The sequence below is a fragment of the Pseudarthrobacter sp. MDT1-40-2 genome, assembly GCF_059383595.1.
In genome coordinates this window covers 207,084-218,652 of record NZ_JBWZCL010000003.1, presented here as the reverse complement: position 1 = coordinate 218,652, position 11,569 = coordinate 207,084, and the positions used below count along the sequence as shown (strand labels likewise).

The window sequence follows — 11,569 nt, the reverse complement described above, 5'->3', positions numbered from 1 at the left end:
GGCTCGCGCGGCCTACGATGCCTTCGACGCAACTCCCGGTTCCAGGAACCGCTTGCCGTTCACACGCTCGGAAGCACCAACCCGGTCCAGGTACGGCGTGATTCCGCCGAGGAACATTGGCCAGCCGGCGCCGAGGATCATGCACAGGTCAACATCCTGGGGTCCTGCAACCACGCCTTCCTGGAGCATCAGGCCGATTTCTTCGGCCAAGGCGTCCTGGGTGCGCCGAAGCACTTCCTCTGCCGTGGATGGTGTCGAACCAAAGGACATCAGGGCAAGGGTGGCAGCCGGAATCTCCGGCTTGCCATCCTCCCCGGGGACCCACAGGGACTTGATTCCGTTATCAATGAGCTTCTGCAGGTTCTGCGATACCGTGAAGCGGTGACCGAACGCAGCATGGAGTGATTCCTGGACGTGCTGGGCCACCGGGAGCCCCACCATGGCGCCGAGGGTGAATGGCGTCATGGGCAGCCCCATGGGCCGCAGTGCGTTGTCGGCCACCTCTGCCGGGGTGCCTTCGTCAAACGCCGCGGTCACCTCGCCCATCAGCCGCAACAGGATGCGGTTCACCACGAAGGCTGCTGCGTCCTTGACCAGGACGGCCGACTTCTTGAGGCCCTTGGCCAGTTCGAAGGCGGTGGCCAGTACGGCGTCGTCGGTTTTTGGTGCCCGCACAATCTCCAGCAGCGGCATCACGGCAACGGGGTTGAAGAAGTGGAAGCCCACCAACCGCTCCGGGTGGGCCAGGTCCGCTGCCATGGCCGTGACGGACAGTGATGATGTGTTGGTTGCCAGGATGCAGTCCTCCCGGACAATCGCCTCCACTTCGGCAAAAACCTGTTTCTTGACGCTGAGTTCCTCGAAGACGGCTTCAATGACGAAGTCGGCGTCAGCGAAGGCCTCCTTGGAAACTGAACCCGTGACCAGGGACTTCGTACGGTTTGCGGCATCCTGGCTGATGCGCTTCTTCGCCATAAGCTTGTCCACTTCGGCGTGCACGTATCCCACGCCCTTATCCACACGTGACTGGTCGATATCCGTCATCACCACCGGGACCTTCAGCTGGCGGGCAAACAACAATGCCAGCTGGCTTGCCATCAAGCCAGCGCCGACCACGCCCACTTTGGTGACGGGACGCGCCAACGAACGGTCCGGGGCGCCGGCCGGACGTTTGGCACGTTTCTGGACGAGGTCCAGGAAGGCGTAGACGGTGGCACGGAACTCTTCGCTCTGCATGAGGAACGCAAGGGTATCCGCTTCCAGCGCCGCTGCCTCCGGCTGTGCGAGTGTGCGGTTGGCCTCCATGACGTCAAGTGCCTTCCCGGGAGCAGGCGACGCGTTGGATGTTTTAGCGTCAATGAAGGCCCGGCCTGATGCCACGGCCGCTGACCAGCGTTCGGCAACTGCGGGATCGGTTGGATCGACGGCGTTCGGCCGTTCGGGAACCACGTCACCAGCAATGACGCGGGAAGCCCAGGCGACGGACTGTTCAACGAAGTCTGCAGGCTCGAACAACGCATCGGCTATGCCAAGGCTGAAGGCTTCGGGGCCACTCAAGGTCTTGTTGTTGCTGAGTGGATTTTCGATCATGACCTTTACAGCGTTTTCCGGTCCGATCAGGCGCGGCAGGATGTAGACGCCGCCCCATCCCGGGATAAGTCCGAGGAAGGCTTCCGGTAACGCCAGCGCACCGGCTCCGGTGGAAACCGTCCGGTAGGTGGACTGCAGGGCCACTTCGAGTCCGCCGCCGAGGGCGAGGCCATTGATGAAGGCGAAGCTGGGGATGCCGAGGTTGCCCAGGGTGCCGTAGACGTCATGGCCGAGTTGGGCCATCCATAATCCATGTTCAGGCTCGTTGAGCGCCTTCACCGAAGAGAGGTCCGCGCCGGCGACGAGGAAGTATGGTTTGCCGGTAACGCCGACGCCGACGATCTCGCCCCGGGTGGCGCGTTCCTTCAGCCCTTCGAGGACTGTCCCGAGTTCGACAAGGGTATTGGGTCCCAAAGTGGTGGGCTTGCTGTGGTCCAGGCCGTTGTCGAGAGTCACCAGGGCGAAGACGCCGGGGCTGGTGCCGTTAACGGCAGGGAGATCGATGTCCTGCACGTATGAGTGCGTCACTGTTTCGTCGGGGAACAGCTCAGCCAGTTTCGTAAAGTCTGCGGCGCTCATGCGGCGGCTCCTTCGGTGATCGCAGCGTCGTCGCTGGCGGTTTGATTGCCACTGTAGTCAGCATGGTGCGGGTTCTCCCAGATGACGGTGGCACCCATGCCGAGGCCGATGCACATGGTGGTGATGCCATAGCGCACCGTGGGATCTTCCTCGAACTGCCGGGCCAGCTGGTTCATCAGCCGGACGCCTGAGGAGGCCAGGGGGTGGCCCACGGCGATAGCGCCGCCATACCGGTTGACCCGGGGATCGTCGTCGGGAATTCCGAAGTGGTCCAGGAAGCTCAGGACCTGGACTGCAAACGCTTCGTTGATTTCGAACAGGCCAATGTCCTCGATGTCCAGGCCGGCGATCTTCAGCGCTTTCTCCGTGGCCGGGACCGGGCCGATGCCCATGACGTCAGGCTCGACGCCTGCATAGGCGTAGCTGACCAGCCGCATTTTGACGGGCAGTCCCAGCTCCTCTGCGGCACCCGCTGAGGCCAGGATGGCTGCCGTGGCGCCGTCGTTCAGCCCCGCAGCATTGCCGGCGGTAACCCTTCCGTGGGCGCGGAACGGCGTGCGCAGTGCCGCAAGATCCTCCACGGTGGTTCCTGGCCGCGGCGGCTCGTCCACGCTGTTCACGGTCCAGCCCTGGCCCGGTTTCATGGTGGCCACCGGAACCAGGTCCGGCTGGATCTGCCCGTTGGCATAAGCTGCTGCCAGCTTGTCCTGTGAAGCAACGGCGTAGGCGTCGGTGCGTTCCTTGGTGATGGCAGGAAAACGGTCGTGCAGGTTTTCCGCCGTGTTCCCCATATTCAAGGCCGCGGGGTCCACGAGCCGTTCGGACATGAAGCGCGGGTTGGGGTCAGCCCCGGAGCCCATGGGATGGTTGCCCATGTGCTCTACGCCGCCGGCAATGACGACGTCGTACGCGCCGAAGCCAATCCCGCTTGCGGTGGTCGTGACAGCTGTCATGGCGCCAGCGCACATGCGGTCGATCGCGAACCCTGGAACAGTGCGGGGGAGGCCTGCCAGCAGTGCTGCGGTACGGCCAAGAGTCAGGCCTTGATCTCCCGTCTGCGTGGTTGCGGCCACGGCGACCTCGTCAATGCGATCGGCTGGAAGCGATGAATTGCGGCGCATCAGCTCCCGGATGCACTTGACCATGAGATCGTCAGCCCTGGTGCCGGCATAGATGCCCTTCTCCCCGGCGCGGCCGAAGGGGGTGCGCACACCATCGACAAAGACGACATCGCGTACGTTTCGGGGGGTCCCGGCGCTCCGGTGTTGGCTCACTGATACTCCTCATCGAGATTTTGGTGCCGGACGATGGGCGGCTGCGCCCTCGTGGCATTTCCAGCAATGTTACTCGCCAGTAACTTGGCGTGCAAGGGTATACGCCCAGCCTGTGTTGACGGGTCAGGAGGGCGCTATGCCCCAGACGCTGAGAGAGTCAGATGGGCTCGCTGCTGGGCAAATTGCAGGTGCGAGAGCATGCACAAGCCAGGCCGGAGGTTGAGACGCGGCACTACTCCGCAGGCTTGTTTTCCTTTACCGGCAGCGGTTCCGGGTCCAGGAAGGCCGCGGCGATGACCGGCGCCGTCAGCTGCACCTGCCACGGCCGTGCACCAAGGCCGGCCAACTGTTCCGCCACGGTGGATTCGGAGATTTCCGACGGCGGCCGCCAGGCAAGGCGACGCAGGAAGTCCGGAGTCAGCAGGTTCTCCAGCGGCAGGTCCAGTTCATTCGCGAGTTCCTGGAGGAGGGGCCGGGCAGTGGCCAGCCGCGCTGCGGCTTCCGGATCCCGGTCCGCCCAGACCCTCGGCGGGGGCGGCGCATTGGTGGGCAGGTGCAGCGGCGGAAGTTCTTCGAGGTCGCGGGCAATGCTTATGCAGCGCAGCCAGCGTGGCGCTTCCCGCTGCGCGGCGCGGCCATGGAAACCTTTGGTTGCCAGCAGTTGCGGAACCGTGGCGGGCATGGCCTTGGCCGCAGCCACCAGAGCGGCATCGGGAATCAGACGGCCGGGAGCGACGTCGCGCTTGCGGGCCAGGGAGTCGCGCTCGAACCAGAGTTCCCTCACTGCGGCAAGCTGGCGCCGGTCCCGAATCTGATGCAGGCCCGAAGTCTTACGCCAGGGATCCACCCGTGGGGGCGCCACTCCGGCCGCGAGGATCGCCGCGAATTCCTGTTCCGCGTATTCCAGCTTTCCACCTGCCGCCAGCAGTTCAATCAGCTCTTCACGAAGCTCGGCCAGGACTTCGACGTCAAGTGCCGCATAACGCAGCCAGGGTTCGGGCAGCGGGCGCGTTGACCAGTCAGCCGCTGAGTGCTCCTTCGCCAGGCCGAAGCCCAGCAGTTGTTCGATCACGGCGGCGAGGCCAACCCGGGGAAGCCCGGCCAGCCGGGCGGCGAGTTCGGTATCAAACAGCTTTGCCGGCCACATGCCGAGTTCGGACAAACAGGGGAGGTCCTGGCTGGCGGCGTGGAGAATCCACTCGACGCCGTCAAGGGCCTCGTTGACAATTTTAAGGTCCTCAAAGGGTTCCGGGTCGATGAGCCAGGTACCGGCACCTTCACGGCGGATCTGGACAAGGAAGGCGCGCTGGCCATAGCGGAATCCGGAAGCACGCTCGGCGTCAACTCCGGCCGGGCCGGTTCCTGCTGCCAGGGCGGCGGCACAGCGCTCCAGGCCGGCCTGGCTTTCGATGACCAACGGCACTCCCTCGCGGGGAGCGTCTAGGTCGATGATCTGCGGGACAGCCTCGAAGCCGTCAACCTGGATGTGGGTTTTGGACTCATCCGCCGGGGCGCCGGCGGTGGTGTCGTCCGAGATGTGAGGGGTCATGGTGCCCCCAGTTTACCGACAATGGCGTCGATAACCGGGAAAACGGCGGGCATTGTGCCTTGGTCCGTTAGTTCCGGCGTCGGCCGGGCAGTCCGGAGACGCCGTCGGGAAGCGGTGGCAGGCCGGCGAAAGTGCACACCATGTCGGACCAGGCCTCCAAGTGCGCACCCACGTCGGGCCCGGAAGGAGTCCAGGAAGCACGCAGTTCGATGTCGATGGTTCCCGGGCGTCCGGCGAGAGTGCCGAAGCTCTCCGAAAGCACCCGGGTGGCTGTCCCGCCGGCTGCGCGATACGCCGCTTTGCGGTTCTCCAGGGCTTCGACCAGCCAGGTCCACGCGACGGAGCCGAGCATCTCGTCATTACCCATTTCAGGCTCCAGTTGAGCCCGGATGTAGGTAACGATGCGGAAATCGCCGTCCCAGACCGCCGAGCCGTCGGGATCGTGAAGCAGGATGAAGCGCCCCGTTGCCAGTTCTTCTTCGTCCTCCGGCGAAGCAGCGGCCAGGGCCATTGCGGCCGGGCCATGGACCGGCGTTGTGCTGCCTGAAGCCGGTGACATGACCTCCGCACCCAGCGCTACAGCATACGGTGCCAGCCGCGACGGCGCAGGGATTTCAGCGAGCCGCAGTTCACTGCGGCTCTTTGCCTTCCGGAGCGTTCCCAGCGCGTGCAGGAAATCTGCGGGAACATGGGCGAGATCGTTCACCATCGCAGAGTACTCAACCCCTTGCGGCATTCGCCGCAGGCACGCCGCGGGGTACCAACACCCGGCGGCGTCCGCTAGCCGGTGCTGCCGCCATGGCCAGCCAATTCGTTCCGGATGGCGGCCGCGAAATCGTCAACGTCTTCAGCCGTGGTATCGAACGAGCACATCCATCGGACCTCGCCAGTGGCTTCATTCCAGTCATAGAACCGGAAGGACCTGCGCAACCGGTCCGCCACACCTGGAGGAAGAATGGCGAACACGCCGTTGGATTCGGTGGCCTGGGTAAGCCGGACGCCGTCGATGCCTTCCACGGCCGACCGCAGTCGGGTGGCCATTGCATTGGCATGCGACGCGGACCGCAGCCACAAGTCATCTTCCATCAGGGCGATGAACTGGGCAGACAGGAACCTCATTTTGGAGGCAAGCTGCATGTTCATCTTGCGCAGGTACTTAAGCCCCGATGACACTGACGGGTTGAGGGATACCACCACTTCACCGTAGAGGAGACCGTTCTTGGTGCCGCCCAGGGAGAGGATGTCCACGCCGGCGTCCCGCGTGAAGGCCCGCAGCGGCACGCCCAGGTGGGCGGCGGCGTTGGCCAGCCGGGCCCCATCCATATGCAGTGACATGCCCTTCGCGTGGACGTGGTCCGCCAGTGCCCTGACCTCCTCCGGTGTGTAGCACGTGCCCACCTCCGTGGTTTGGGTGATGGAGACCGCCAGCGGCTGGGCGCGGTGCTCGTCGCCCCAGCCCCAGGCTTCCCGGTCGATCAGCTCCGGGGTCAACTTGCCGTCGACAGTCGGGACTGCCAGCAGTTTGATGCCGCCAATCCGCTCCGGGGCACCGTTCTCGTCGACATTGATGTGTGCCGTAGAAGCACAGATCACAGCACCCCAGCGGGGCAGGAGTGACTGCAGCGACAGGACGTTTGCGCCGGTGCCGTTGAAAACGGGGAACGCCTCAATACCGGCCCCGAAGTGGCCTTCCAGGACTTCCTGGAGCCGCGCCGTGTATTCGTCGTCGCCGTAGGCCACCTGGTGGCCATCATTGGCACCGGCCAGTGCCGCCAGCACCTCAGGGTGGATGCCGGAATAGTTGTCCGAGGCAAAGCCCCGCACGGATACGTCGTGGATCCGGCCGGCAGGCAACACGCCGTCGGCTACGGAAGAGGTTTTGGTATTGGTGTTCAAAGGAAGGGTCACACTTTCAGTCTATGGCCGTTGATCGTTGCTGCGGGGGTGCTGAACAGGCGTACGACGGCGGCAGCCAGGTCATCGACGTCGGTGGCACCGGGAAAGCGGCGCTCGGGGTGCCGTGCCCGCATCGCGCTGTCAACAAGTGATTTAACAACCAGGACGACGGCGGCGGCGGAGCTGCCGGAGCGGGTGAAGCCGTCTGCCACGGCCATGGTCCAAGCTTCCGCCGCGGCTTTGGCAGCCACGTAGCTTGCGGTGGCTGCAGCTGGAGCCTCAACCGCCGTCGAGGAGACCATGGCGAACCTGCCGCCGGGGGCAGCCTCGAGCTCGGCGTAGAACTCCCGGGTCACGTTGCGCAGCGTGGTGATGGCCGCCGTCGAGAGGAAATCCCAATCCGTATCCGTCTGCTCCGCAATGCCGGCGGCACCCCGCCAGCCGCCCACGAGGTGGATTACTCCGCCCACCGGACCCGCCAGCGCAGTGACTTCCTTATGCAGGCTTTGGACGTCTGTGGCATCGGCAAGGTTACAGACCAGGGGCGTGGCGCCCTCGCCTGCTTCGGCCGCGGCGGCAGCAATCCGGCCCGCGTCGGATCCGACCATCAGCACCTGGCATCCTGCGGCCAGGAGGGCGCGACCCACGGCGATACCGGAGGAGCCACTGCCGCCCGTCACCAGGACGGTGCGGTCGGAGGTTTCCGGGGAACGGCTCACGGCTGGCCGTCTCCGGTGCCGGAGAGTCCGGTAATTCCGGCCGTTGAGTCGATGACGGGACGCATCTTCTTCTCCAGGGCTTCGTAGAACATGGACAACGGGAACTCGTCAGCAAGGACCTGGTCAGTCAGGCCGCGCGGCGGACCGTCCAGCGGAAGCGCGTCTGGTCCCTTGGCCCAGACCGAGGCCGGGTTGGGCGTCACGGTCTCCGAGACCAGCTGGTACGCGGCGAGCCAGTGGGCGGTCTTGGGCCGGTCAATGGAGCGCCAGTAGAGCTCGTCGATGCGGGCACCAAGGGCAATCACAACGTCTGCGGCTTCATCCCAGTCGATGCTCAGGCGGGTGTCGGTCCAGTGCAGCACGTGGTGCTGGTGCATCCATGCGAACAGCAGCTGGCCGCCCAGTCCGTCATAGTTGCGCACCCGGGAGCCGGTGATGGCAAAGCGGAAGATCCGGTCAAAAATGACTGCGTACTGCACCAGGCGGGCGTGCTTGCGGGCCTGGGGGTCGGCGTCGTCATCCTTTTCAATCCGCACCGATTCGCGGAAGGCGGTCAGGTCGCAGCGCAGTTCCTCCAGTGAGTACAGGAAGTAGGGCATGCGCTGCTTGATCATGAACGGGTCAAACGGCAGGTCGCCGCGCATGTGGGTGCGGTCGTGGATGAGGTCCCACATCACGAAGGTTTCCTCGGCGAGCTGCTGGTTATCCAGCAGTTCGACGGCGTCGGCCGGAAGTTCCAGAGAGGTGATATCCGCGGCCGCGCGCAGGACGCGGCGGAAGCGGGCGGCTTCGCGGTCGGCGAAGATGGCGCCCCAGGTGAAGGACGGCGTTTCGCGGACCGCCACAGTCTCCGGAAACAGGACGGCCGAATTGGTGTCATAACCAGCCGTGAAGTCGCGGAAGCGGATAGGCACAAAGAGCTTGTTGGAGTACTCCCCGGCTTCGAGTCCGTCAATAAATTCAGGCCAGATGACCTCGATCAGCACGGCTTCGACCAGCCTGCTGGTGCTCCCGTTCTGGGTGTACATGGGGAAGATGACCAGGTGCTGAAGGCCGTCGATGCGCTGTTCCTGCGGCTGGAAGGCCAGGAGGGAGTTCAAAAAGTCGGGTACCCCGAAACCGGCATCCCGCCAGCGGATGAAGTCCTCCTGTACGGCGGCCAGATAGGCAGCGTCGTGCGGAAAAGCGGGTGCCAGCGAGGCTATTGAAGCCAACAGGATGTCCAGGTGCGAGGAGGCTGTGCGGTGGCTGGCCTCCTCGGGAATGGACCCGTCCTGGACCTGCAACGCCTGCAAAGCGGAGGCAGCCTCCTTAAGCGTCAGCCACTCCGGGTTGGTGGGGGAAATCCGGGTTGCTGCGGACGTTGCAGTCATCATTTTCGCGGGCCTTTCTGGTTGCTTGCCATGTTGAGGCGAGCCTAGCAAGCAACCAGCTCCACTAATCCATAATTAGCTTGAGCATCAGAAAGACTTTTGCTCAAAGCAACGGGCACGGGGTCCAGCCCTGAGGACCGTTGAGCTTAGGACTCTTCCTTGGGGACGAGCTTCAACGAGACGGAGTTGATGCAGTACCTCTGGTCCGTGGGAGTGCCATATCCTTCGCCTTCAAAAACATGCCCCAGGTGCGAATCGCAGTTGGCGCACCTTACTTCCACCCGGTCCATGCCGAGAGTGCGGTCGTGAATGTAGCGGACCCGCCCTTCGGCCAACGGCGCCCAAAAGGACGGCCAACCGCAGTGCGAATCGAACTTTTCGTTGCTGGTGAAAAGCTCGGCCCCGCAGGCGCGGCAGTGATAGACCCCAGCCGTGTGGGTGTCCCAGTACTCACCCGTGTAGGGGCGCTCGGTGCCGGCCTGCCGGAGCACCTGGAATTCCTCCGGCGTCAGTTCCTGGCGCCACTGGTCATCAGTCTTTTCGGCTGGGTCCGGCACGGATGCTGCACCTTTGTCGTCGAAAGTCTTGTCGAAGCTTTTGTCGAATTTTTTCTCAAACAGGTTCATGCTGGTTGAACGCTCAGGAGTCGCCAATAAATCCCGAGCCTGCGTACAGGTGCAGCACCGGCAGGCCCAAAACATCCTGTGCCTTGTTCGCCCAGTCCGTGTGGAAGGTGTCGGCGATGGCATGCGGGCGCGTCACGACTACAGCCTGCGTAGCCGATAGTTCCTTGACCTTGGCGACCAGGCCGTCCACCGCCCGGCCTTCGACGATCTCGCCGCTGACACCCATGCCTACACCTTGGAGGGTCCGCAGCGAAGCGGCGAGCGTCTCTGCAGCAGCCGTCCGTTCGGCCGCCGGGTCCGGCGCCTTCGGCACAAGTTCACGGAATGCCTTGGCAACTTCCAGCATGGAGAGGTTTTCAAGGAAATCGACGAGGAGGTGGCGTTCTGTGTTGGCCGGCACCAGGACTACAAGCTGCGCATCGCGTCCATCCACCAGGCTTTCAATGTTCTGTCGGTCTTCGGCAACCAGCGGCTCTTCGGTCAGGATGACAATGGGATCACTCATGCCCACAGCCTAGTACCGCACACGCGCTGCCGCACCGACCTGCGCGGTTCCTCCGGCGGAGGGCATCGGCGTGGCAGCGCCTCGATGCGCGAAGCCGGCCTCAGTGCCGGTAAGAATAGATGCATGGCATCTTCCCACCACCCCGATCCGGCGACGACCGAGACCGGCTTGTCCACCTCCACCAAGTGGGGGATTGGCGGACTCATCGCGGGCGGTGCGCTCGGCGCTGCCGTGGCCACGGGGTCATCGGCGTTGGCCGTCTACTTTGCCCGACGGGTGATTACGCCTGTCAGGCAGCGGATGGAAGACCAGGAAATCCTCGCTGTCACCCGCGAAGGCGACTCCCTCCAGGTAATTCTTGCGGCGAACGCGGACACCACTGTTGAGGGTACTTACGGACTGTTTTTCGACGGCGGCAGGGGCCACGCCAGGATCGGCCGGATTGTGTCCTACTCGCCGGCGGAACGCACAGTGCAGCGCGACGTCGAGCAGGTGTACGCGGGAGACCTGGCCAAGGCTGCGCGGGGCTACTGGAGTGGTGTCACCTACCCTGACCTGGAAACAGCCGGGATTGCCTCAGAAGAGATAATGGTGGACGTCGAGGGCGGCCAGGCGCCGGCTTGGCTGGCACGTCCAGCGGCGGAACCGGCCACTGGCCAGGGTTCCGGAACCGGGCACACCGGAGCGGGTATCTGGGCGATTATGGTCCACGGCCGGGGCGCCACCCGGCAGGAAGCCCTCAGGGCTGTGACGACGGCCCGGAGCCTGGGACTCACCAGCTTGCTGGTGTCCTACCGTAACGACGGGCTGGCGCCCTCGGCGGACGACGGCAGGTACGGGCTCGGCTCCACGGAGTGGCGGGATGTTGACGCTGCGATCGATTACGCGCTGTCCAACGGGGCAAGGGAAGTGGTGCTGTTTGGCTGGTCAATGGGCGGCGCCATCTGCCTCCAGACCGCTGACCTCTCACGGCACCGCCACCTGATCCGCGCCATGGTGCTGGACGGCCCCGTGATCAACTGGGTTGATGTCCTGGCCCACCATGCGCAGTTGAACAGGATTCCCTCGCTGGTGGGACGTTACGGCCAGATGATGCTGGGGCATCCGTTGGGCAAGCGGTTGACCGGGCTCGCTGCGCCGGTGGACCTGAAGGCCATGGACTGGGTTTCCAGGGCTGTTGAGCTGCGCACGCCGACCCTCATTGTGCACAGCGTCGACGATGAATATGTGCCCTATGGTCCATCCGCAGAACTCGCCGAACGCAATCCGGAAATGGTCACCTTCGAGATGTTCCACCGGGCCGGCCACACGAAGGAATGGAACGTTGACCCTGAGCGGTGGGAAGGCGTGGTCAGCGCATGGCTGAAGGCGCAGCTGGCACCGCGGACCGACCCGGGCCAGGGCCTGCCCGCCTGACTTCGGCGGAGCCTCCACTTTGCGCGCAACCAGCAGCGCAGG

Annotated in this window: 10 protein-coding genes; 1 reads left to right on the top strand and 9 read right to left on the bottom strand. The window is 64.4% G+C overall.

Going from position 1 to position 11,569, the window contains the following annotated elements:
- Positions 1 to 12: 12 nt before the first annotated feature.
- From AC50X5_RS11725 to AC50X5_RS11685, 9 genes are all read right to left on the bottom strand, one after another.
- Complete coding sequence (locus AC50X5_RS11725; RefSeq protein ID WP_494976266.1) at positions 13 to 2,169, bottom strand: 3-hydroxyacyl-CoA dehydrogenase NAD-binding domain-containing protein; 2,157 nt, start codon at positions 2,167 to 2,169, stop codon at positions 13 to 15.
- Positions 2,166 to 3,443, bottom strand: a complete 1,278-nt coding sequence (locus AC50X5_RS11720) for a thiolase family protein (protein ID WP_494976265.1) — start codon at positions 3,441 to 3,443, stop codon at positions 2,166 to 2,168. The genes AC50X5_RS11725 and AC50X5_RS11720 overlap by 4 nt, the downstream gene beginning before the upstream one ends.
- A 232-nt stretch (positions 3,444 to 3,675) precedes the next feature.
- A complete protein-coding gene (locus tag AC50X5_RS11715) occupies positions 3,676 to 4,992 on the bottom strand; it encodes an HRDC domain-containing protein (RefSeq protein WP_494976264.1) in 1,317 nt (438 codons plus the stop codon).
- Positions 4,993 to 5,059: 67 nt separating this feature from the next.
- Positions 5,060 to 5,701, bottom strand: a complete 642-nt coding sequence (locus AC50X5_RS11710; protein ID WP_493985640.1) for a DUF3000 domain-containing protein — start codon at positions 5,699 to 5,701, stop codon at positions 5,060 to 5,062.
- 71 nt (positions 5,702 to 5,772) lie between these two features.
- Positions 5,773 to 6,849 carry a threonine aldolase family protein gene (locus AC50X5_RS11705; protein ID WP_494976401.1) on the bottom strand — a complete coding sequence of 359 codons (1,077 nt, stop codon included), beginning with the start codon at positions 6,847 to 6,849 and terminating at the stop codon, positions 5,773 to 5,775.
- A 47-nt stretch (positions 6,850 to 6,896) separates the two neighbouring features.
- Entirely contained in the window at positions 6,897 to 7,607 is a 711-nt protein-coding gene (locus tag AC50X5_RS11700) for an SDR family NAD(P)-dependent oxidoreductase (protein WP_494976263.1), read from the bottom strand.
- On the bottom strand, positions 7,604 to 8,980 hold the full coding sequence (locus AC50X5_RS11695; RefSeq protein ID WP_494976400.1) for a DUF6421 family protein: 1,377 nt from the start codon (positions 8,978 to 8,980) through the stop codon (positions 7,604 to 7,606). The genes AC50X5_RS11700 and AC50X5_RS11695 overlap by 4 nt, the downstream gene beginning before the upstream one ends.
- Positions 8,981 to 9,126: 146 nt before the next feature.
- Complete coding sequence (gene msrB / locus AC50X5_RS11690; RefSeq protein ID WP_494976262.1) at positions 9,127 to 9,606, bottom strand: peptide-methionine (R)-S-oxide reductase MsrB; 480 nt, start codon at positions 9,604 to 9,606, stop codon at positions 9,127 to 9,129.
- A gap of 13 nt (positions 9,607 to 9,619) precedes the next feature.
- Complete coding sequence (locus AC50X5_RS11685) at positions 9,620 to 10,111, bottom strand: hypothetical protein (protein WP_494976261.1); 492 nt, start codon at positions 10,109 to 10,111, stop codon at positions 9,620 to 9,622.
- A gap of 123 nt (positions 10,112 to 10,234) precedes the next feature.
- Here AC50X5_RS11685 and AC50X5_RS11680 point away from each other — a divergent pair, with 123 nt between their 5' ends.
- Positions 10,235 to 11,527: an alpha/beta hydrolase family protein gene (locus tag AC50X5_RS11680; RefSeq protein WP_494976260.1), complete on the top strand. Its 1,293-nt coding sequence runs from the start codon at positions 10,235 to 10,237 to the stop codon at positions 11,525 to 11,527.
- The last annotated feature ends 42 nt before the right edge of the window (positions 11,528 to 11,569 follow it).